The following is a 20,998-nucleotide window of genomic DNA, read 5'->3' as shown; positions in this document are numbered from 1 at the left end:
CGACGCACTCGCCAACTTTTCGTCACAGGAAGGTCGCAGGAGCCCCGCGATACGCCGATCACCTTTACGTGTAAGGGGCTTTGATCCTCCTTCTCGGGGGCACGCCCCGTCCCCAGGGCGGAGAGCGGCCGCACCCGCCTCGCCGGAGAGCATGACGCACACGCTTTATGCCGCCCCTACCTTCGAATCGGGAGGCGACGGCGAGGGGCCGGGGCCGTTCACGAGGGGGCAGGCCCGTCATGGGGAATGTGGATGCGGCACGGACGCGGGGGCCGCGGGTGCGGGGTGTCGCGGCCCGGGCGGGCGGTTGGAGCGCCCGGCACCGCTGGGCCGCGGTGACGATCTGGGTGCTGTTCGTCGTCCTGGCGATGGGGCTCGGCTCCGCGGCCGGCCGGGTCGACGTCAAGGAGAGCGAGCAGATGTCCGGCGAGGTGGGCCGGGCCGTGCGGATCATCGAGGACGCGGGGCTCAAGGACCCGGCCGGTGAGACCGTGCTCATCCAGTCGGAGGGGAAGAACGGGGCGGTGGCCGGGTCGGCCGAGTTCCGGGCGGCCGTCAAGGACGTCATCCGGGCCGTGCAGGACACCGGTGAGGTCACCGCCGTCACCTCGCCGTACACCACCAGGACCATCTCGGCCGACGGGCACAGCGCGCTCGTCCAGTTCGAGATGAGGGGCGACCCCGAGACGGCGAGCGAGCGGGTCGGGCCCGTGCTCAAGGCCGTCGAGAAGGTGGACGGCGCGCACGACGGGCTGCTGATCGAGGAGATCGGCGGCGCCAGCATGGGCAAGACGTTCAACGACGCCTTCGGGAGCGACTTTCAGCGGGCCGAACTCTCCGCCGTGCCGGTCGCGCTCGGCATCCTGCTCATCGCCTTCGGCGCGCTGGTCGCCGCGCTGCTCCCGGTCGCCCTCGCGCTCACCGCGATCATGGCGACCATGGGCCTGATGGGTGTGGTGAGCCACTTCCAGCCGATGAGCGACACCGCCAACTCGGTGATGCTGCTGGTGGGTCTGGCCGTCGGCGTCGACTACTGCCTGTTCTATCTGCGCCGGGAGCGCGAGGAGCGGGCCAGGGGCCGGGACGCCCGGACCGCGCTGATGATCGCCGCCGCGACCAGCGGACGCGCCATCGTCGTCTCCGGTGTGACGGTCTGCGTCGCGATGGCGGGCATGCTCTTCACCGGCATCGCGGAGTTCCAGGCGATGGGCCTGGCCTCGCTGATGGTCGTCGCCGTCGCCATGGTCGGCTCGGTCACCGTGCTGCCCGCGCTCCTCTCGCTGCTCGGTGAACGGGTCGAGAAGGGCCGGGTGCCGTTCCTGAACCGCCTGAAGCGCTCGGAGCGGGGCGGCGCCGACGGCGAGAGCCGCGTCTGGCGCGCGGTGCTCACCGCCGTGCTGCGCCGCCCGTGGACCGCGCTCGTGGTCGCCGCCGGGGCGCTCGCCGCGATCGCGCTGCCCGCGCTCGGCATGCACACCCAGAACCTCACCCTGGACCAGGAGTTCGGGGACTCGCTGCCGATCGTGCGGACCTACGACCGGGTGAACGAGGCGTTCCCCGGCGGTGCCGACCCGGCGCGGGTCGTGGTGAAGGCCGACGACATCGGAGCGGCGCCGGTACGCCAGGCGCTGAAGGAGTTCCGCGAGCAGGCCGTCTCCTCGGGGGCTTCGAAGGGCCCGGTGGAGATCGTCACGCACGACGCGGAGAACGTCGCGGTCATCGACGTACCGCTGGTCGGCGGTTCGGACCAGAAGAAGGCCGAGAAGAGCCTGGACCTGCTGCGGGACACCGTGCGTCCGGCGACGCTCGGCAAGGTCGCCGGGGTGGAGGCGCCGGTCACCGGGCAGGTCGCCGGGTCGAAGGACTTCAACGACCAGATCGTCGGCTCGGTCGCGCCGGTCTTCGCCTTCGTGGTCGTCTTCGCCTTCCTGCTGATGCTGCTCTGCTTCCGCTCGCTGACCGTGGCCGTCACCTCGATCATCCTCAACCTGCTCTCGGTGGGCGCCGCCTACGGCATCCTGACGGCGGTCTTCCAGCACGGCTGGGGCGCCTCGCTGGTGGGCGCGGAGGGCGTCGGCGCGATCATCTCCTGGCTGCCGCTGTTCCTCTTCGTGATCCTCTTCGGGCTCTCGATGGACTACCACGTGTTCGTGGTCTCCCGCATCCGTGAGGCCCGGCTCCAGGGCCGTAACACCCGGGACGCCATCGCCCACGGCGTGGTCACCACGGCCGGCGTCGTCACCAGTGCCGCCGTGATCATGGTCGCCGTGTTCGCGATCTTCGGGACGCTGTCGATGCAGTCCATGAAGCAGATGGGCGTCGGCCTGGCGGCGGCCGTGCTGATCGACGCGACGATCATCCGCGGGGTGCTGCTCCCGGCCGTGATGGCCCTGCTGGGCGAGCGCAACTGGTACTTCCCGAAGTGGCTGCGGTGGCTGCCGGACATGACGCACGACGAGTCGTACGACGACGAGCCGGCCCCGTCCGCACCGGCGCACGGCGGCGAGGAGCCGGAGCGGGTCGGCGTCTGATCCCCTCTTGTACGCGGTCCCTCCTCTCGGACGCCGGGAGGAGGGACCTTTGTGTTCAGCGCTGGTAGCGGGCCAGGACCCGGTTGCCGTCGGTCACCAGACGCTTCTTCAGCTCGGCCGCGTCGATCGCCCCGCTGTAGAACTCCTGGAGGGCGGGGGTCGCCACCTTGTCCTTCCATTCGGGGTAGCCGCGCACCGACTGGGCCGGGGCGGACCGCAGCGCGGTGGCGAGCGCGGCGCCGGTCGCCCAGCCCCGGTCCGCGGTGTGCAGGGCGGGGTCGGCCAGCGCCTCGGTGCCGGTGGGCAGCATCCAGTCCCCCTCGGCCAGCCGGACCATGTTGGCGGGCCGCAGCAGGAAGTCGATGAACTCCACCGCCTCCTTCTTGTGCGGGCTGTCCTCGGCGACGGACAGGGTCTGCGGGCTCACCCCCTGGGCCAGCCCGTCCCGGCCGGCCGGGGCGGGCAGCACCGTCCACTCGAAGCCCTTCGGCGCCTGCTCCACGATCTGCTGGCGGTACGAGAACCCGAGCGGCACCATCGCGTACTTGCCGCCGAAGAAGCCGGGCAGGGCGTCGCCGCCGCCCATGCCGAGCGCGGTGCGGGCGGCGCTGTGGTCGGTGTTGACCTGGTCGTGGATGGTGCCCGGAACGACCTGGTCGCCCTCCCCCATCGCGACGGTGACCTTGCCGTCGGCGCCCCGGTGGAAGAGCTCGCCGCCCGCCGAGAGGCCCAGGTTGAGGGTGACGGAGACCGGCTCCTTGAGCGGCCAGGCGACCCCGTAACGGCCCTCGCCGGTCAGCTCCTCGGTCACCTGCCGGAACTCCGGCCAGCTCCACGGCTTCTCCGGGGTCGGGATGCGGACTCCGGACGCCTTCAGGATCTTGGTGTTGGCGATCAGGACCCGGGGCTCCTGGAGGAAGGGGACGCCGTAGACCCCGCCGTCGAAGGTGGCCGTCTCCCAGCTGTTGCGCGGGATGTCCTCGGTCAGCGCGTCCGGCAGGAGGGGGCGGAGGTCGGCGAGGTAGCCCCCGTACGCGAAGTCGGCGAGGTCGTCGGAGGCGTCGTGGATGATGTCGGGCGCCTCGCCGCCCTCGAAGGAGGTGAGCAGCTGGTCGTGGACGCTGTCCCAGCTGCCCTGGACGTACTCGACCCGGATGTCGGGGTGGGCCGCGTTCCACTCCTTCACCAGCCGCTTGTTGATGTCGACGGACTCCTTCTGCCAGGCCAGCGACTGGAAGCGGAGGGTGACCCTCCCGTCCGCCCCGCCGCCATCGCCCCCGCCGCAGCCGGTGAGCAGCAGGGCGAGCGCGGTGGCCGCCGCGGCAGCGTTGCGTACCAGCGCGCGCATCAGTTCTTCACCGCCCCGGCCAGCATGCCGCCGGTGATCCGGCGCTGGATCACGGCGAACAGCACGAGCGAGGGGAGGGTGGCGAGGAACGCGGCGGCGGCGAGCGGCCCGAGGTCGCCGGCGCCCTCGGCGCCGAGGAAGTGCGTCAGTACGACCGGCAAGGTCTGCTTCTCCGGAGTCTTGAGGAGCACGAGCGCGAAGAAGAACTCGTTCCACGCGGTGATGAACGCGAAGAGGGCCGTGGCCACGATGCCCGGGGCCAGCAGCGGGGCGGTGACCGAGACCAGCGTGCGCAGCCGCCCGGCCCCGTCGACCGCCGCCGCCTCCTCCAGCTCGCGCGGCACGGCCCGTACGTAACCGACGAGCATCCACAGCGCGAAGGGCAGCGCCCACACCACATAGACCAGGATCAGCCCCCAGAGGGTGTTGATCAGGTGCAGGTTCTTCAGGACCAGGAAGAGCGGAATGATCAGCAGGACGAAGGGGAACGCCTGGCTGACCACCACCCAGCCGGTGGCGGCCGTGGCGAGGCGGGTGCGGTGGCGGGCCATCACATAGGCCATCGGGGTCGCGATCAGGACGGCGATCAGCCCGGCCGAGAGCGCGGCGATCAGCGAGTTGGCGGTGGCCCGCAGCAGCGGCTGCTCGTCGAACGCCTGCCGGAAGTTGTCCAGCGTCGGGTGTTGCGGAATCCAGGTCGGGTGCAGGGAGCCGAGCTCCGGGGCGGGCTTGAAGGCGGTGGAGATCAGCCACAGGAACGGGAACGCCAGGAAGATCAGGTAGCACAGCAGCGCCACGTACTGCCCGGCACGCACGGACCGTCCGGTACGCATACTCATCGGTCGTCGCCTCCCCTGAGCCGCCCGGCGAGATACCCGGCGAGGATCACGGAGATCACGGCGACCATGACGCAGCCCATCGCGGCGGCGTAGCCGAACTGCCCGTAGCGGAACGCCTCCTCGTACGCGAAGAGCATCGGCAGCCGGGTGCGGCCGCCGGGGCCGCCGTTGGTCAGGACGTAGACCAGGGCGAACGAGTTGAAGTTCCAGATGAAGTTGAGCGCGGTGATGGAGAGCGCGACCGGTCTGATGGCGGGCCAGGTCACCGTGCGGAACCGGCGCCAGGCACCCGCGCCGTCGAGCGCGGCGGCCTCGTGGAGTTCGTGCGGGGTGTTCTGGAGCCCGGCCAGCAGGGCGACCGTGGTCTGCGGCATGCCGGACCAGACGCCGACGAGGATCACTGCGGGCAGCGCGGTCGCCAGCCCGGTGAGCCAGTCCCGGCCGTCCCCGAGCCCCAGATCGCGGATGGTCTCGTTGAGGATGCCGGCGTCCGGGTTGTAGACGAGCCGCCACATGATGCCGACGACGACCTCGGGCATCGCCCACGGGATGATCGCCAGGGCGCGGGCCGGCCAGCGCATCCGCAGGTTCTCGTTGAGCAGCAGCGCGAGGCCGAGGGCGAGCACGAACTGCGGGACGGTGACGCCGACCGCCCACACCAGGCCGATCCGGAACGACTCCCAGAACAGCCCGTCGTGCAGCAGGTCCTGGAAGTTCAGCGTGCCGGTCCACCGCGTGGAGCGTGTGCGGCCGGACTGGGCGTCGGTGAAGGCGAGCGCGATGCCGTAGAGCAGCGGGCCGACGCTGAGGACCAGGATCGGGATGAGGGCGGGGAGGACGAGGAACCAGGTTCCGGCGCCCCGGTCACCGGTGCGCTTGCCGGTGCGGTTGCCGGGTGGTCCGTGGCGCCCGGACCGCACGGTCGCGCTCGCTAATGCCATACGTATGCCCCCTTTGCGTCGTTCGACCGGCTTGTTGCCGTTCTGGCCGCTCAGGGGCCTCCGTCATCGTGCTGACGGGCCGCCGGTTCGTCAAGGCAACCTGCACGGATGCGAAAATCGGACCATGAACGAGATGGAAGCGCGCGAGGTGCTGGCCGCCGCCGGGTTCCCCGGGGGCGCGGAGCTGCTGGCGCTCGGTGAGAACGCGGTGTTCGCGGCCGACGGCCTCGTCGTCAAGGTCGGCCGGGACGCCGTGCGCCACCCCGAGCTGCTGGAACGCGCCGAGCGCGAGGTGGCCGTCGCCCGGTGGCTCGCGGCCGCCGGTGTCCCCGCCGTGCGGGCCGCCGAGGAGCGGGCCCGGCAGGTCGGGGGCCACCCGGTGACCGCGTGGCACCGGCTGCCCGAAGCGGTGCGGCCCGCCGAGCCGCGCGATCTGGCCCCGCTGCTGACCGCCGTCCACGCACTGCCCGCCCCGGAGGGCTTCGCGCTGCCGCGCCGGGAGCTGCTGGGCGGCGTCGAACGGTGGCTGCGGCTGGCGGGCGACGCGATCGATCCGGCGGACGCGGCGTATCTCCGCGAGCGGCGCGACGGCTTCGCGGCGGCGGCCGCTGCGCTGGTGCCGCAGCTGCCGCCGGGTCCGATCCACGGGGACGCGCTGGCGCGCAACGTCCATGTCGGCGCGGACGGGCCGGTCCTGGTGGACCTGGAGACCTTCTCCGCCGATCTGCGCGAACACGACCTGGTGGTCCTCGCCCTGTCCCGCGACCGGTACGGGCTGGCAGCGGACGCGTATGACGCGTTCACCCGGGCGTACGGGTGGGATGTGCGGGAGTGGGACGGGTGCGGGGTGCTGCGGGGGGCCCGGGAGACGGCGAGCTGTGCGTGGGTGGCCCAGCACGCGCCCTCGAATGCGGCCGCCCTCACGGAGTTCCGGCGCCGGGTGGCATCGCTGCGCGACGGTGACGCCTCGGTGCGGTGGTATCCGTTCTGAGCCGGTGAGGTGCCCCGGCGCGCCGGACCGGCGTCTGCCCTCAATCGCCGGACGGGCTTGATTTCGCCGTCGTACGGGCCGGCTCCCGCACCGGCCACTGGCCGTCCACCACCGCGTCCGCCGTGCCCTTGCGGCGGAGGAAGTCCTGGAAGTCCGCGGCCCACTCCGCGTGCCAGGTGATCTGGCGGGCGTGCAGGGCGTCCGCCGGGAGGTCGGCGACGACGCGGTGGCGAGCGGCTATCGCGTAGGCCACGCGCACCGCGGCCAGGGCGTCCGCCGCCGCGTCGTGGGCGCCGCCGTGCACCACGCCGTACTCGACGCAGACCGCCTCCAGATTCCGCTTGCCCTTGCGGTAGCGGTCGACCGCACGGTCGATGGTGTACGGGTCGATGACGGGGCCGACGGGCGCGCCGCCCAGCCGGCCGGCGAGCGGGGGCAGCCCGTGGCGGTGCAACTCGGCCGTGAGCAGCGTCAGGTCGAACGCGGCGTTGTACGCGACGACCGGGACGCCCCGGCGCCAGTAGCCGGCCAGCGTGTCGGCGATCTCGTCGGTCACCTCGCGTGCGGGCCGGCCCTCCGCCGCCGCCCGCTCGCTGCTGATGCCGTGGATCGCGGACGCCTGGGCCGGGATGCGGATGCCCGGGTCGGCCAGCCAGGTGTGCCGGGCCGCCGGCTCACCGTCCCGGCCGTCCACCGCGATCACCGCGGCCGTCACGATCCGGGCCTCCAGCGGGTCCGTACCCGTCGTCTCCAGATCGAAGCCGACCAGCGCGTGCCGGTGCCAGCTCATCCCGTACCTCCTTCATGGTGCTCCCCCGGATGACGACCACCCTCGCACGGGCCACTGACAACGCCGCTCAGGAGACCGGCCGGGAGTCCGTCCACACCGACTCGAACTCCTCGCGGTACGTCTCGAACAGCCCGTGCTCGTATCCCTGCCCCGCCCGGACCACCGCACGCCCGCCGCCGCGCAGCACCAGCACCGGCGCCTCCATGCCGCGCGCCCGGCGCAGATAGGTCTGGACGACCCCGACCGCGTCGGCCCCGTCGCCGTCCACCAGGTAGGCCGTGAAGCGCGGGGTCTCGTCGAAGACGTGGATCTGGAAGGCGTCCGGGTCGCGGAGCTTGGCGCGTACCCGGCGGGTGTGCAGGATGTTCATCTCGACGGACCGGCTCAGCTCGCCCTTCTTCAGGCCGAGCTCCCGCTCGCGGCGCTTGACCGCGCTGCTGGCCGGGTTGATGAAGAGCAGCCGGATACGGCAGCCCGACTCGGCGAGCCGGATGAGACGGCGTCCGGAGAAGTTCTGCACCAGCAGATTGAGCCCGATGCCGATCGCGTCGAGCCTGCGGGCACCGCCGAACAGGTCCTCGGCGGGCAGCTGGCGCTGGAGCCGCACCCGGTCGGAGTGGACGGAGACCACGTCCGCGTACCGGTCGCCGACCAGGTCCTCGACCGCGTCGACCGGCAGCCGGTCCGCGGAGGGCACCCCCGCGCCGCTGCCCAGCATCTCCAGGAGCCGGGCGGAGGCCCGCTCGGCCTGGGCGAGCACCGCCTCGTTGAGCGCGCGGTTGCGGGAGACGACGTTGCGGGCGACCTCCAGCTCGTCGAGCGCCAGTTCGACGTCACGGCGGTCGTCGAAGTACGGCTCGAAGCACGGCCAGTGCTGGACCATCAGCTCGCGGAGCTGCGGCAGCGTGAGAAAGCTGAGGACGTTGTCGTCGGCCGGGTCGAGCAGATAGCCCTTGCGGCGGGAGACCTCGCGCACGGCGACCGCGCGCTGCACCCACTCCTGCCCGGCGGGCCCGGCGGCGGCCACCACCCAGTCCTCGCCGTGGACGGGCTCGTAGATCGGCCGGAGCACCGCCGCGACGACGGCGCGCAGCCGCTGTTCGACCAGATTCAGCCAGATGTAGGCGCGCCCGGCCCGCTGCGCGCGCGTGCGCACCTCGCTCCAGGCGTCGGCGCCCCAGTCCAGCTCCGCGCCGATCTCCAGGGGCTGTGCCAGCGATACCGCCCCGGGCGGGACCTCGGCCACGTCCCCCTCGTGACCCGCGTCACCCGGGGGCAGCTCGAACCCTCCCGAGCTCACCCACGCACCGCCTTCCACTCCCCCACCAACGATCAAGGAAGGGTACTCCGGGAGCGGGAGCCGGTGCAGCCCGATGCGCAGGCTCCTTTACCAACTCCCCATGGAATCAAACCTGTTCCGGTCGGTGGGTTCGACGGGAGTGAGCGGATTCATAGGGATTAAACACCCCAGCGGGGGCCGCGAACCGGACAGCTCGGGCAGGAGCCCGGCCGGGGGCCGGTCCGGGGCGACGCGGAGAGGCACGAGGTTGACCGACGGGCCGACGTCCTAGGTAAGGGGAGCTCTTTCGGGGAAGATCTGGCCCGGGGACCAGGCGGCCCGTATTCCCCAGGGCGACCGCGGCAGGACGGGAAGAGTCGAATCCATGCAGGTGTGGCCGGGACAGGCGTACCCGCTCGGTGCCACGTACGACGGCGCCGGGACCAATTTCGCGGTCTTCTCGGAGGCCGCCCACCGAATCGAGTTGTGCCTGCTGCACGACGACGGTTCCGAGACGGCGGTGGAGCTGAGAGAGACCGACGCGTTCGTCCGGCACGCCTATCTGCCGGGGGTGATGCCCGGTCAGCGCTACGGCTTCCGCGTGCACGGCCCGTACGAACCGCAGCGGGGCGTCCGGTGCAACTCCGCCAAGCTGCTCCTGGACCCGTACGCCCGCGCGGTGTCCGGCCGGATCACCTGGGGCGAGTCGGTGTACGGCTACCCGTTCGGGAAGCCCGACGCGCGCAACGATCTCGACTCCGCCCCGCACACCATGACCTCGGTCGTGGTGAACCCTTACTTCGACTGGGGCGACGACCGGCGCCCCCGTACGGACTACCACCGCACGGTGATCTACGAGGCCCATGTGAAGGGCCTGACGATGCTCCATCCGGGGCTGCCGAAGGAGCTGCGCGGCACGTACGCCGGGCTGGCGCATCCGGAGATCATCGCCCATCTGACGGAGCTGGGCGTCACGGCGATCGAGCTGATGCCGGTGCACCAGTTCGTCCAGGACCACCGGCTCGCGGACGCGGGGCTCGCCAACTACTGGGGCTACAACACGATCGGCTTCTTCGCCCCGCACAACGCCTACGCCTCCTGGGGCGACCGGGGCGAGCAGGTCCTGGAGTTCAAGCAGGCCGTGCGCGCCCTGCACCAGGCGGGCATCGAGGTCATCCTCGACGTGGTCTACAACCACACCGCCGAGGGCAACCACCTGGGGCCCACGCTGTCGTTCCGGGGCCTGGACAACGCCTCGTACTACCGGCTGACCGACGACCAGCGGTACTACATGGACACCACGGGCACCGGGAACTCGCTGCTCATGCGGTCGCCGCACGTGCTCCAGATGATCATGGACTCGCTGCGGTACTGGGTGACCGAGATGCATGTGGACGGCTTCCGCTTCGACCTGGCGGCCACGCTGGCCCGGCAGTTCCACGAGGTGGACCGGCTGTCGTCGTTCTTCGACCTGGTGCAGCAGGACCCGGTGGTCAGCCAGGTCAAGCTGATCGCCGAGCCGTGGGACGTGGGCGAGGGCGGCTACCAGGTGGGGAACTTCCCGCCGCTGTGGACCGAGTGGAACGGCAAGTACCGGGACACGGTCCGCGACCTGTGGCGGGGCGAGCCCCGGACGCTCGCCGAGTTCGCCGGGCGGCTGACCGGGTCTTCGGACCTGTACCAGGACGACGGGCGGCGCCCGCTGGCCTCGATCAACTTCACCACCTGCCACGACGGCTTCACCCTGCACGACCTGGTCTCGTACAACGACAAGCACAACGAGGCCAACGGCGAGGGCAACCGGGACGGCGAGAGCCACAACCGGTCGTGGAACTGCGGCGCCGAGGGCGAGAGCGACCGGACCGAGGTGCTGGAGCTGCGCGAGCGTCAGATGCGCAACTTCATCGCCACGCTGATGCTGTCGCAGGGCGTGCCGATGCTCAGCCACGGCGACGAGTTCGGGCGTACCCAGCAGGGCAACAACAACGCCTACTGCCAGGACAACGAGCTGTCGTGGGTGCACTGGCCGGAGCCGGCCTCGGCGGTGGGCGAGGACGGCGAGGACGAGGACGACGGGGCGGACGGCGACGTCCGGGACATGAGCCTGCTTGAGTTCACCCGGGCGATGGTGTGGCTGCGCCGCGACCATCCGGTCTTCCGCCGCCGCCGGTTCTTCCACGGCCGCCCGGTGGAGGGCACGCACGACGAGCTGTCCGACATCGCCTGGTTCACGCCCGAGGGCCAGGAGATGACCCAGCGGGACTGGCAGGCCGCCCACGCCAAGGCCCTGACCGTGTTCCTGAACGGGCACGCCATCTCGGAGCCGGGGCCGCGCGGGGAGCGGATCTCCGACGACTCGTTCCTGCTGATGTTCAACGCGAGCGCCGAGACGCTGGAATTCGCGGTGCCGGTCAACCACGGCCGGCAGTGGCACGCCGTGGTCGACACCGCGCGCCCGGCCGGGGTGCTGCCCGGGGCCGGGCCGAAGGTGGCGGCGGGCGATCGGGTGACGCTGGTGGGCCGGAGCATGGTGGTGCTGCAACGCCCGGCCTGACCGGTCGCGCGGGGCCCGCCCACGTCACCCCGTCGTGCCCCAGGGCCTGTCCGGCGGATCAGGGTCGCGACCCCGGCCCTGATCCGCCGGACAGGCCCTTGTGCCGGGCAGGGTGACACACGCGGCCGCGATGTGGGTACGAAGGTCCCATGACGCCTACCGCCACGTACCGGCTCCAGCTCCAGCCGGAGTTCCCGTTCCGCGCCGCCGAGGACGCGGTGCCGTACCTCGCCTCGCTCGGCGTCTCCCATCTGCATCTTTCCCCGGTCCTGGAAGCGGTGCCGGGCTCCCGGCACGGCTATGACGTCACCGACCACGGCCGGGTCCGGGACGAGCTGGGCGGTGAGGAGGGGCTGCGGCGGCTCGCACGCACCGCGCGGCAGCACGGGCTGGGCCTGGTCCTGGACATCGTGCCCAACCACATGGCGGCCGACCCCGTCCGCAACCACGCCCTGCGCGAGGTGCTGCGCGAGGGCCCGGACTCCCCGTACGCCCGCTGGTTCGACATCGACTGGGCGGCCGGCGACGGGCGGCTGCTGCTGCCGGTGCTGGGCGGCCGGATCGGCGACGAGATGGCGCGGATGCGGGTGGACGGCGAGGTGCTGCGCTACGGCGAGCAGGAGTTCCCGCTCCGCGACGGCACCGCCCACCTCCCGCTGCCGGAGCTGCTGGACGCCCAGCACTACCGGCTCGGCTGGTGGCGGCTGGCCCGTACCGAGCTGAACTACCGGCGGTTCTTCACCATCTCGGAGCTGATCGGGGTGCGGGTGGAGGACCCGGAGGTCTTCGCCGCCACCCACGGCAAGATCCTCGAACTGGTCCGGGACGGGGTGGCCGACGGCCTGCGGATCGACCACCCGGACGGGCTCGCCGACCCGGCCGGCTATCTGGCCCGGCTCTCCGAGGCGAGCGGCGGGGTGTGGACGGTGGTGGAGAAGATCCTCACCGGCTCCGAGCCGCTGCCGGCCGGCTGGGCGGTGGCCGGGACCACGGGCTACGACGCGCTGTACCGGATCGACGGCCTGTTCACCGACCCCCAGGGCGCCGCCGAGCTGCTGGGCCACTACCGCGAGGCCGCGTCCCCGGCCGGTGACCGGGGCGGCTACTGGACGGCGACCGTGCGCCGGGCCGCGTACCGCGTCGTCACCCATGAACTGGCGGCGGAGACCGAGCAGCTGACCCGCCTCGCCTCCCGCATCTGCGCCGGGGACCCGGCGCTGCGCGACCACGCCCCCTGGGCGCTGCGCACCGCCGTGCGCGAGCTGCTGGTCCGCGTCCCGGTCTACCGCCCGTACGTGACGGCGGGCGGCCCCTGCCCGGAAGAGGCCGGGGCGACGCTCGACGCGACGGCGGTGAGCGACGCCAAGGCGGTGTTCGCGGTACGCGAGGAGGCGTCGGCGGTCGACGTGGTGCGGGACCTGGCGCTGGGGCGGCTCGGTCCTGGCCGGAGCTCCCTCGCGGGTGAAGGAGCGATGTCCGGCGCCGTCGAATCCAAGGCGGAGGAGGGAGTCGACGCGGAGCGTCGGCGACCGACGACAACGCCGGAGGCGGCGGTGCCGGGCGCCGCGACGCCGCGAGGGAGCTCCGGCCAGGACCTCGGTGGCGGCGCGGACCGGGCCGCTTTCTGCGCCCGGTTCGCCCAGACGTCGTCCGCGCTGCGGGCGAAGGCCGTCGAGGACACCGCGTACTACCGCTATCTGCCGCTGATCTCGGCGAACGAGGTGGGCGGTGACCCGGGGCATCCGGCGGTCGAGCCGGAGGACTTCCACGCCTTCTGCACCCGGCTGGCCCGCGACTGGCCCGCCACCGGGACGGCGCTGACGACGCATGACACGAAGCGCAGCGCGGATGTGCGGGCGGGCATCGCGGTGCTGTCCCAGTGTCCCGGGCGGTGGGCGGGTCTGGTGGCGGGGCTCGGGCGGTCCGCCCAGGCCGCGCCCGATCCGCAGCTGGCCTGGCAGGCGTGGCAGACGGCGGTCGGCTGCGCGGGGATTCCGGCCGGGGAGCGGGCGGCGCGGCTGGAGCCGGCGCTGCTGAAGGCGGTGCGCGAGTCGGGTCTGTTCACCAGCTGGACGGAGCCCGATCCGGTGTACGAGCGGCTGGCGTCGGACTTCGTCGCCGCCGGGCCGGCCGCGGACACCGGCCCGGTGCGGTCGCTCGTGGCGGAGTTCGCGGCCCCGCTCGCCGTCCATGTGCGGGCGCAGTCGCTGGGCGCGGCGCTGGTGCATCTGACGATGCCGGGGGTGCCGGACCTGTATCAGGGCACCGAGCGCGCGTATCTGGCGCTGGTCGATCCGGACAACCGGCGGCCGTTCCGGGAGCCGGCGCCGGACGCGCCCGCCGACGAGAAGGCGGAGCTGACCGGGGTGGCGCTGCGGCTGCGGCGGGAGCGGCCCGCGGTGTTCGGCGAGTCGGGCACGTACGCCCCGCTGCGCGCCTCGGGCCCGGCGGCCGCGCACTGTGTGGCGTTCTGCCGGTCCGGGGAGGTCGTCACGGCGGTGACCCGGCTGTCGCTGCGGCTCGCGGAGTCGGGCGGCTGGCGCGGGACGCGGCTGGCCCTGCCGGACGAGGGCGTGTGGCGGGATCTCCTCACGCCGGGCCGGGAGTTCACGGGCGGCACGGCGGAGGTGGCGGAGCTGTTCGCGGACCGGCCGGTGGCATTGCTCGTACGGGGCTGAGGCTCAGCCCGGCCGGACGAGGAGGGAGCGCGGGCCCCGGGTGAGCAGGCCCGTGGCGGCCGGGCGGAAGCCCTCCGCCCAGCGGAGCCCGGGCATCGCGTCGAGCAGGGCGCGCAGCCCCTGTTCGGCCTCCAGGCGGCTGAGCGCCACGGCCGGGCAGCCCGCCGGGCCGGTCAGCGTGCGGTCCTGGTCCGGGCGGAACGGGTCGAAGGCGTCCGGGGCGGCGAACCGCCCGGGGTCGCGGGCGGCGGCCCCGACGAGGCAGGCGACGGGCGCCCGCGCGGGGAGGGTGCCGCCGCTGAGCGCGACTTCGGCGACCGTGCGGCGCAGGACGACCTGGACCGGCGGGTCGCGGCGCAGCGACTCGGTCCAGGCCCGGCCGGCGAGCGCGGGTTCGACGCGCAGGGCGGCCAGCAGGTCGGGGGCGTCCAGCAGGTTGGCGAGGAGCGAGGCGAGCGCGGTCCGGCGCAGGGCGGTGTCCCGGGCGCAGGGCCCGTCACCGGCGGGCGCGGCGGGCAGCCAGCGGCAGAACTCCTCGACCAGGTCGGCGCGGGTGGAGCGGGCGATCCGCCGGGCGAGCACATAGGCGGTGCGTTCCACGCGTTCGGCGAGCCCGTCCGGGACCGTGCCGGTCACCACGGTGTACCGGTCGGCGGGCAGACAGCGCGGGCTGCCGTGGCACAGGCCGAGCGGCGCGGGCCCGCCCCGGGGCGCCCCGTCCTGCGGGAAGCCGGTGAACCGGGGGTCGGTGAGCACGGCGGTCACATCGTCGTACCGGCTGATCAGCCAGGCGCCGAGGGGCGCGTCGTAGCTCAGCGGATAGCGCTCGCGCAGCATCCCGTAGAAGCGGTACGGGTCGTGGGCCGCGCCGGGCGCGAGGAGGCTGGGACCGGTGCGGGGGCGCGTGGACCGGCGGCGGGGCTCGGGCGAGGCGGTCGGGGCCGGTATGTCTCGGGGTGCGTCGGCCTGCATGGCGTTCCCCCGGGGCGGGTCGGTGCGCCGGTGCGCGGCGCGGGTCCCCTCAGGCCATCACCTGAACGGTCCCGTCGCAGTCGGCGCGCACCCGTTCGGGTGACATCGCGGGGGCCGGTGACGACGTCCCGCTCAGCCGCCGGTCCGTGGTCCGGGCGGCCAGGTCGTGGTCAGGAGTTCGGTGAAGGCGGCGGCCGCGCCGGTCTGCTCCACCCGGGAGAAGACCGCGAGGGGGCGGGCCCACGGCGGGTCCACGGTGAGCACCGCGCAGTCCTCGCCGACCGCTCCCCGTACGACGTGCGCGGGCGCGGTGGCGACGCCGACGCCGGCCGCCGCCATGCGTACCGCGGTCGACGTGTGCTCGGTGCGGACCGCCGTGCGGGGGACGAATCCGGCCCGGGCGCAGGCGAGGTCGAGGAACGGGGTGCCGTCCACGAGCGGTTCCATGGCGCAGCGCACCCAGAAGCGGTCGGCGAGTTCCTGGAGGCGGACCGAGGCGCGCCCCGCGAGGGGGTCGTCGAAGGGGACGACGAGGACGATGTCCTCCGCGCCGACGGGGACGACCGGGCCGCTCCAGCGGGCGGGCGGCGGGCCGACGGCGAGGTCGGCGGTGCCGCGTTCGATCCGGTCCTCCAGGGCCTCGGTGGTGGCGTACTCGTGCAGGACGAGGGCGACTCCGGGGTGGGCGGTCCGCCAGCGGGCGAAGACGTCGGGGAGGATGCCGACGGCGATGGCGTGGACGGTGGCGATGTGGAGTTCGCCGCCCCGCGCACCGGCCGCGGCGCGCGCGGCGCGGCGGGCCTGGGCGGCGCTGCGCACGGAGCGTTCGGCGTGCGGCAGGAACGCGCGGCCCATCGCGGTGAGCCGCACCCCGCGCGGCAGCCGTTCGAGCAGCGGCCCGCCGACGGCCCGTTCCAGGGCCTTGATCTGGTGGGAGAGCGCGGGCTGCGTGACGTGGAGCCGCTCGGCGGCCCGGGTGAAGGACACCTCCTCGACCACGGTGACGAAGTACTCCATCTGCCGCAGGCTCACCGCGCCCTCTTCCCATGCGCTCCGTGCATGGAAACCACACAAACATTGCCTTGGACTCATGGCAAGGACCGGGCGGAGGGTGGGAGCCATGACACAGGACCAGCGGGTGGGGGAAGCGGACGTCGTCGTGATCGGCGGCGGGACCGGGGGTTATTCGACGGCGCTGCGGGCGGCCGGGCTCGGGCTGAGCGTGCTGCTCGCGGAGCGCGACAAGGTGGGCGGGACCTGTCTGCACCGGGGCTGCGTCCCGAGCAAGGCGATGCTGCACGCGGCCGAACTGGTCGACGGCATCGCGGAGGCGCGTGAGCGGTGGGGTGTGAAGGCGGTGCTGGAGTCGGTGGACTGGCCGGCGCTGGTCGCCACCCGCGACGACATCGTGGCCCGCAACCACCGGGGCGTGCGGGCCCATTTGGCTCACGCCGGAGTGGAAGTGGTGGCGGGCAGCGCCGAGTTGACCGGGCCGCGCTCGGTGCGGATCGAGGGGTACGGGGAGGTGGCCGCCCGGCGCGGCATCGTCCTCGCGACCGGCTCGCGGCCCCGGATGCTGCCGGACCTGCCGGCGGACGGGCGGCGTGTGGTGACCAGTGACGACGCGCTGTTCGCGCCGGGTCTTCCGGAATCGGTGCTGGTGCTGGGCGGCGGGGCGATCGGCGTGGAGTACGCCTCGCTGCACCGGTCGATGGGGGCGCGGGTGACCCTGGTGGAGGCGGCGGACCGGCTGGTTCCGCTGGAGGACGCGGAGGTGTCCCGCCATCTGACCCGGGGGCTGAGGAAGCGGGGTGTCGACGTGCGGACGGGGACGCGGCTGCTGGAGACCGCGCTCCTGGACGACGGTGTACGGGCCACGCTCCGCACCCCGCGCGGCGAGACCGTGACGGTGGAGGCGCGCCGGCTGCTGGTGGCGGTGGGCCGGGTGCCGGTGACGGACGGGCTGGGGCTCGCCGCAGCCGGACTGGCCACCGACGCGCGGGGGTACGTGGCACCGGCGGACCGGTCGCGCCTTGAGACCCCGGTGCCGGGCGTCCACGTGGTCGGGGACCTGCTGCCGCCGCCGTCCCTCGGTCTGGCCCACGCCTCGTTCGCGGAGGGGCTGTTGGCCGCGGAGGCCCTGGCGGGGCGCCGTACGACGGCGGTGGACTACGACGCGGTGCCCCGGGTCACGTACTCGGCGCCGCAGACGGCGGCGGTGGGGCTGTCCGAGGCGGCGGCGCGCGACGCGGGCCACGACGTCGTGGTGAACACCATGCCGCTGACCGCCGTCGCCAAGGGGATGGTGCACGGGCAGGGCGGTCTGGTGAAGGTGGTCGCCGAGCGGGACGGACGGGTGCTCGGCGTGCATCTGGTCGGGCCGCACGTCTCGGAGATGATCGCCGAGTCCCAGCTGATCGTCGGCTGGGACGCGGAGCCCTTCGACGTGGCCCGGCACATCCACCCGCACCCCACGCTCTCCGAGGCGGTCGGCGAATCGTTCCTCACCCTGGCCGGCCGGGGGCTGCACCAGCAGACGTGACCGGGTGCGTCAGGCGGGCGGCCGGAGCGCCGGGGCGGAGAGCCGGAACATCATGCGGCCGAAGCTGACCTGGTCGCCCTCGCGCACCGGGACCGTGCCGGTGACCCGCTGCCCGTTGACGCAGGTGCCGTTGGTCGAGCCGAGGTCCCGCAGCAGCCAGCGGTCGCCGTGCGCGGTCAGCTCCGCGTGCATCCGGGACACGGTCTCGTGGCTGAGCCGCAGTCCGTTGCCCGGGTCGCGGCCGATGAGCAGGGGGTGCGGGCTGGGGGCGGGCAGCAGCAGCTTCGGCAGCCGCTCCGCCCGCCACGCCCGGCGGACCCGCTCGGGGAAGCCGGAGACCCCGCCGACGACGCGCAGCAGCCGGCGCGACCAACGGCCGTCGCGTTCCAGGTCCTTGGTGAGGGCTTCCAGCTCCTCGGGGCGGCTGGTCGTCAGCGCCACCTCCATGCGCCGCATGAAGGTGTCCTGGGAGAGCTTGCCCTGGGCGGCGCCCTCCCTGAGCACGCCGAGGACGCGGTCGCGCTGCGCGTCGGACAGGCGCGCGGTGGGCGTGTGGTACTCGAACGGGGACGTCACGGCTCGATTGTCGGCCGGACGGCCCCGGGGTGTCCAGATGAACCCCGGTTTCCGGCACCTCTGACCTGCACCGGATAACCGGGGGCGGCCCCGGTGGAACGTTACTAGGGTCGGCCGCCGCCGCCCGGTGACCGCCGTGGCGTGCTCGTACGAGCTGGGAGTTCAGTGCCCGACGCACCGCTTGATCCGACCATCCGTCCGCTGACCGGCCCCGAGGAGCTGAAGCTCTTCCTCGGACTCCCGTATGTCCTCGACCACGAGCTGGCCGACGATCTCGCCACGGGCCGCCGCCGCCCGGAATGGATGTGGGTGGCGCTGCGCGGTGACCGCGTGGTGGCGCGGGTCGCGTGGTGGAGCAGGGACGGCGCGGCGCCGCTGCTGCTCGACTTCTTCGACCTGGACGACACCCTGCCGCCCGCCGAGCGCGAGGAGGCCGGGCTGCGCCTGGTCGAGACCGCCACGGCCGCCGTCGTCCCGGCCGGGGCGCCGCGCCCCGAGTACGGGCGGTTCGTGCCGGCCGGCTGGCGCGAGGACCCGGCCGTCCGGGAGGCCGTCGAGGCCCGCATCCGGGTCATGGAGCGCACCGGCGCCCGGATGCTCGTGGAGCGGCTGCGCCTGGAGTGGCGGGCGGGGACCCCGGTGCCGGCCGCGAGCGGGCGGCTGCGGTTCCGGCCGGTGGCGGGGCGCGAGGACCTGCTGGCGCTGATGACGTCCGTGATGGAGGGGACCCTCGACGCGCACGGGCGGCAGGACCTGGCGTCCGGCCTGACGCCGTGCCAGGCCGCCGAGAAGCATTACGACGAGGAGCTGGCCGGGTATGCGACGCCCCGGGAGTGGTGGCGCGTCGCGGAGCTGCCGGACGGCGAGCCGGTCGGCTTCGTGATCCCGGCCCGTAATGACTACAACCCGGTCATCGCGTACATCGGTGTGCTGCCCGCCCACCGCGGTCACGGCCACATCGACGACATCCTCGCCGAGGGGACGCGGATACTGGCCGCACAGGACGGTGTGCAGCGCATCCGGGCGGCGACGGACCTCGGCAACGTTCCGATGGCGAAGGCGTTCGCCCGGCTGGGCTACGTCAATTTCGAGCGCGCCTTCGACATGGTGTGGGACGACTGACGGGCGCCTCGCCTCCGTAGCACCATGGGCCGGGGCGACCGGGCCCCGGGAGCGAGGGAGTGCTGCATGTTGTTCGAGGTATGGGCACCCGATGCGGGGTCGGCCGCGCTGCGGCTGACGGGCGAACTGCGGCCCATGGCGCCCGATCCGGACCGGCCCGGCTGGTGGACCGCCGAGGCACAGGCCGCCGACGGCGACCGTTACGGCTTCGCCCTGGACGGCGGTCCGGTGCGCCCCGACCCCCGCTCGCGCCGCCAGCCGGACGGCCCCGACGGCGAGTCGGCGGTGGTCGACCACGACGCGTACGCCTGGCGCTCGGAGTGGGCGGGGCGCGAGCTGCCCGGGGCGGTCCTGTACGAGCTGCACATCGGCACGTTCACCGCCGAGGGCACCTTCGACGCGGCGGCGGCCCGGCTCGGCCATCTCGCGGAGCTGGGCGTCACCCATGTGTCGCTGATGCCGGTGTGCCCGTTCCCGGGGGTGCACGGCTGGGGGTACGAGGGGGTGTCGCTGTGGGCCGTCCACGAGCCGTACGGCGGGCCCGAGGGACTCAAGCGCTTTGTCGACACGGCGCACGGTCTGGGGCTCGCCGTCGTCCTGGACGTCGTCCACAACCACCTGGGCCCGTCCGGGAACCACCTCCCCGCGTTCGGCCCGTACTTCACCGAGACGCACCACACCCCGTGGGGCGCGGCGGTCAATCTGGACGCGCCGGGCTCCGACGAGGTGCGGGCGTATCTGCTGGGCAGCGCGCTCGCCTGGCTGCGGGACTACCGGCTGGACGGGCTGCGGCTCGACGCGGTGCACGCCCTGGCCGACACCCGGGCGCTGACCTTCCTGGAGGAGCTGTCCGCCGGGGCCGACGCGCTCGCCGCCGGGCTGGGGCGCCCGCTGCCGCTGATCGCGGAGTCCGATCTGTGCGACCCGCGCACCACGACCCCGCGCGAGGAGGGCGGGCTCGGGCTGCACGCGCAGTGGAACGACGACTTCCACCACTGCCTGCACACCGCGCTCACCGGCGAGTCCCAGGGCTACTACGCGGACTTCGCGGCCGCCCCGCTGGCCGGGCTCGCCAAGACGATGACGAGCGCCTTCTTTCACAACGGCACGTACTCCGGCTTCCGGGGGCGCACGCACGGCCGCCCCGTCGACGTCACCCGCAGCGCCGCCCACCGCTTCGTCGGCTACGCCCAGACCCACGACCAGATCGGCAACCGGGCCCTCGGCGACCGGCTCGCCGCCTCCCTCTCCCCCGGGCTGCTGGCCTGCGCGGCGGCCCTCGTGCTGACCGGCCCCTTCACGCCGATGCTGTTCATGGGCGAGGAGTGGGGCGCCCGCACCCCGTGGCAGTTCTTCACCGACCACACCGACCCGGAGCTGGCGGAGGCCGTACGCACGGGCAGGCGGCGGGAGTTCGGGGCGCACGGGTGGGCGGAGGAGGACATCCCGGACCCGCAGGACCCGGCCACCCGGGCCCGCTCCTGCCTGGACTGGGACGAGCTCCGCCACGAACCGCACGCCCGGCTGTACGCCTGGTACCGCGAGCTGATCGCCCTGCGCCGCACCCTGCCGGACCTGCGCGACCCGGACCTGGCGAGCGTCAAGGCGGCGTACGACGACGGGGCTCGGTGGCTCGCGGTGCGCCGGGGCGACCTGCGGATCGCGGTCAACCTCGCCGGGGAGCCGGCCGCGATCCCGCTGGGCAACGGGCGGCACCGGGGCGGTCCGGGGCGGGTGCTCGCCGCGTGGCTGCCGGTGGACCCGCCGGGCCCGGACGGGATGCTGCACCTGCCGCCGGAGTCCTGTGTGGTCCTCGCCGACGACTGAGGCGAAGG

General features: G+C 73.6%; 15 protein-coding genes. 7 read left to right on the top strand and 8 right to left on the bottom strand.

Annotated features, from left to right (window positions below; translation table 11 throughout):
• The first annotated feature begins 239 nt into the window (after positions 1-239).
• A complete protein-coding gene (locus OG338_RS25080) occupies positions 240-2,531 on the top strand; it encodes an MMPL family transporter (protein WP_405939473.1) in 2,292 nt (763 codons plus the stop codon).
• 55 nt (positions 2,532-2,586) lie between these two features.
• Here OG338_RS25080 and OG338_RS25075 read toward each other — a convergent pair whose 3' ends face one another.
• The 3 genes from OG338_RS25075 to OG338_RS25065 are packed head-to-tail and all read right to left on the bottom strand — an operon-like array spanning position 2,587 to position 5,659.
• Complete coding sequence (locus OG338_RS25075) at positions 2,587-3,879, bottom strand: ABC transporter substrate-binding protein (RefSeq protein WP_405939472.1); 1,293 nt, start codon at positions 3,877-3,879, stop codon at positions 2,587-2,589.
• Positions 3,879-4,718: a carbohydrate ABC transporter permease gene (locus tag OG338_RS25070; protein WP_405939471.1), complete on the bottom strand. Its 840-nt coding sequence runs from the start codon at positions 4,716-4,718 to the stop codon at positions 3,879-3,881. The genes OG338_RS25075 and OG338_RS25070 overlap by 1 nt, the downstream gene beginning before the upstream one ends.
• Entirely contained in the window at positions 4,715-5,659 is a 945-nt protein-coding gene (locus OG338_RS25065; protein WP_405939470.1) for a carbohydrate ABC transporter permease, read from the bottom strand. Before OG338_RS25065 ends, OG338_RS25070 begins: the two co-directional genes overlap by 4 nt.
• Positions 5,660-5,783: 124 nt before the next feature.
• Between OG338_RS25065 and OG338_RS25060 the strand changes: the two genes are divergently transcribed.
• Positions 5,784-6,650 (top strand): phosphotransferase enzyme family protein, encoded by an 867-nt coding sequence (locus OG338_RS25060; protein ID WP_405939469.1) that lies wholly within the window; start codon positions 5,784-5,786, stop codon positions 6,648-6,650.
• A gap of 40 nt (positions 6,651-6,690) precedes the next feature.
• Here OG338_RS25060 and OG338_RS25055 read toward each other — a convergent pair whose 3' ends face one another.
• A complete protein-coding gene (locus OG338_RS25055) occupies positions 6,691-7,440 on the bottom strand; it encodes a 3'-5' exonuclease (protein WP_405939468.1) in 750 nt (249 codons plus the stop codon).
• 67 nt (positions 7,441-7,507) lie between these two features.
• Entirely contained in the window at positions 7,508-8,740 is a 1,233-nt protein-coding gene (locus OG338_RS25050; protein WP_361027280.1) for an SAV2148 family HEPN domain-containing protein, read from the bottom strand.
• Between the two features lie 364 nt (positions 8,741-9,104).
• Between OG338_RS25050 and glgX the strand changes: the two genes are divergently transcribed.
• Complete coding sequence (gene glgX / locus OG338_RS25045; RefSeq protein ID WP_405939467.1) at positions 9,105-11,273, top strand: glycogen debranching protein GlgX; 2,169 nt, start codon at positions 9,105-9,107, stop codon at positions 11,271-11,273.
• Between the two features lie 149 nt (positions 11,274-11,422).
• Entirely contained in the window at positions 11,423-13,951 is a 2,529-nt protein-coding gene (gene treY / locus OG338_RS25040) for a malto-oligosyltrehalose synthase (protein WP_405939466.1), read from the top strand.
• Between the two features lie 3 nt (positions 13,952-13,954).
• Here the strand turns inward: treY and OG338_RS25035 are convergent, their stop codons facing one another.
• Positions 13,955-14,923 (bottom strand): cytochrome, encoded by a 969-nt coding sequence (locus OG338_RS25035; protein WP_405939465.1) that lies wholly within the window; start codon positions 14,921-14,923, stop codon positions 13,955-13,957.
• A gap of 132 nt (positions 14,924-15,055) precedes the next feature.
• The gene (locus OG338_RS25030) at positions 15,056-15,955 is read right to left on the bottom strand and encodes a LysR substrate-binding domain-containing protein (RefSeq protein WP_405939464.1); all 900 of its coding nucleotides are present in this window, start codon (positions 15,953-15,955) and stop codon (positions 15,056-15,058) included.
• Positions 15,956-16,043: 88 nt separating this feature from the next.
• On the opposite strand from OG338_RS25030, the gene lpdA reads away from it, so the two are divergent.
• On the top strand, positions 16,044-17,465 hold the full coding sequence (lpdA, locus tag OG338_RS25025; protein ID WP_405939463.1) for a dihydrolipoyl dehydrogenase: 1,422 nt from the start codon (positions 16,044-16,046) through the stop codon (positions 17,463-17,465).
• Between the two features lie 9 nt (positions 17,466-17,474).
• Here lpdA and OG338_RS25020 read toward each other — a convergent pair whose 3' ends face one another.
• A complete protein-coding gene (locus OG338_RS25020) occupies positions 17,475-18,041 on the bottom strand; it encodes an FHA domain-containing protein (protein ID WP_405939462.1) in 567 nt (188 codons plus the stop codon).
• Between the two features lie 165 nt (positions 18,042-18,206).
• Between OG338_RS25020 and OG338_RS25015 the strand changes: the two genes are divergently transcribed.
• Both OG338_RS25015 and treZ read left to right on the top strand, forming a co-directional pair.
• Positions 18,207-19,163: a GNAT family N-acetyltransferase gene (locus tag OG338_RS25015; protein ID WP_405939461.1), complete on the top strand. Its 957-nt coding sequence runs from the start codon at positions 18,207-18,209 to the stop codon at positions 19,161-19,163.
• A 66-nt stretch (positions 19,164-19,229) separates the two neighbouring features.
• Positions 19,230-20,990 carry a malto-oligosyltrehalose trehalohydrolase gene (gene treZ / locus OG338_RS25010; RefSeq protein WP_405939460.1) on the top strand — a complete coding sequence of 587 codons (1,761 nt, stop codon included), beginning with the start codon at positions 19,230-19,232 and terminating at the stop codon, positions 20,988-20,990.
• Positions 20,991-20,998: the final 8 nt, after the last annotated feature.

It is taken from the genome of Streptomyces sp. NBC_00726 (assembly GCF_045161735.1).
Lineage (GTDB): Bacteria > Actinomycetota > Actinomycetes > Streptomycetales > Streptomycetaceae > Streptomyces.
The sequence above is the reverse complement of the archived record's forward strand: the minus strand, read 5'-3'. Positions and strand labels throughout refer to the sequence as shown.

Bases quoted from the DNA above. Each gene is read 5' to 3' on its own strand.
- OG338_RS25080 (WP_405939473.1), top strand. From the start codon at position 240: ATGGGGAATGTGGATGCGGCACGGACGCGGGGGCCGCGGGTGCGGGGT.
- OG338_RS25075 (WP_405939472.1), bottom strand. From the start codon at position 3,879: ATGCGCGCGCTGGTACGCAACGCTGCCGCGGCGGCCACCGCGCTCGCC.
- OG338_RS25070 (WP_405939471.1), bottom strand. From the start codon at position 4,718: ATGAGTATGCGTACCGGACGGTCCGTGCGTGCCGGGCAGTACGTGGCG.
- OG338_RS25065 (WP_405939470.1), bottom strand. From the start codon at position 5,659: ATGGCATTAGCGAGCGCGACCGTGCGGTCCGGGCGCCACGGACCACCC.
- OG338_RS25060 (WP_405939469.1), top strand. From the start codon at position 5,784: ATGAACGAGATGGAAGCGCGCGAGGTGCTGGCCGCCGCCGGGTTCCCC.
- OG338_RS25055 (WP_405939468.1), bottom strand. From the start codon at position 7,440: ATGAGCTGGCACCGGCACGCGCTGGTCGGCTTCGATCTGGAGACGACG.
- glgX (WP_405939467.1), top strand. From the start codon at position 9,105: ATGCAGGTGTGGCCGGGACAGGCGTACCCGCTCGGTGCCACGTACGAC.
- treY (WP_405939466.1), top strand. From the start codon at position 11,423: ATGACGCCTACCGCCACGTACCGGCTCCAGCTCCAGCCGGAGTTCCCG.
- OG338_RS25035 (WP_405939465.1), bottom strand. From the start codon at position 14,923: ATGCAGGCCGACGCACCCCGAGACATACCGGCCCCGACCGCCTCGCCC.
- lpdA (WP_405939463.1), top strand. From the start codon at position 16,044: ATGACACAGGACCAGCGGGTGGGGGAAGCGGACGTCGTCGTGATCGGC.
- treZ (WP_405939460.1), top strand. From the start codon at position 19,230: ATGTTGTTCGAGGTATGGGCACCCGATGCGGGGTCGGCCGCGCTGCGG.